This is a genomic window from Aeromicrobium sp. PFPM2_SD2 (assembly GCF_057364525.1).
In genome coordinates, this window is the sequence record NZ_JBNFNZ010000827.1 from 1 (window position 1) to 531 (window position 531).

At 75.9% G+C, this 531-nt stretch carries 1 pseudogene; it reads left to right on the forward strand.

Annotated features, from left to right (window positions below):
* Positions 1 to 341: pseudogene (locus tag AC2W7G_RS18345) on the forward strand (glucosyl-3-phosphoglycerate synthase); the annotation flags it as partial.
* Positions 342 to 531: the final 190 nt, after the last annotated feature.

Below are 531 nucleotides of genomic sequence, written 5' to 3' on the forward strand. Positions count from 1 at the left end.
CGTCGCTCGTCCAGCCGCTCTCGGGCGAGGCCGGTTCGCGCGACGCGCTGCTGCGCCTGCCGCTGGTCTCCGGCTACGGCGTCGAGACCGGGATGCTGCTCTCGGTGCTGCACGCGCACGGGCTGGACGCGCTCGGGCAGGTCGACCTCGGCGAGCGCCGGCACCGCTCGCAGGACCTCGTCGCGCTCGGTGCCATGGCGCTGCAGGTGCGCGCGGCGCTCGACCTCGTCACCGGCGACGCGGACGTCGTCGAGGACGAGCACGTGACGTTCGCCGGCGAGCCGCCCGAGCTCGTCGCCCACCGCGTCGTCACTCGCCTGCTGCCCCCGCTCGAGGACTGAGTCCGCACCGGGTCCGCATCCGGCCCGGCCCGGCGTCCGCCGCACTACGCTCGCGGCATGTCCGACCTGACCCGCGACCAGCTGGCCGCGCTGTACGACTTCCCGGCCGACGCGGACCGTCGGGCCTGGGTGCGGACGATGTTCGTGGCGACGCTGGACGGTGCCGCCGCGGACGCGTCCGGACGCTCGG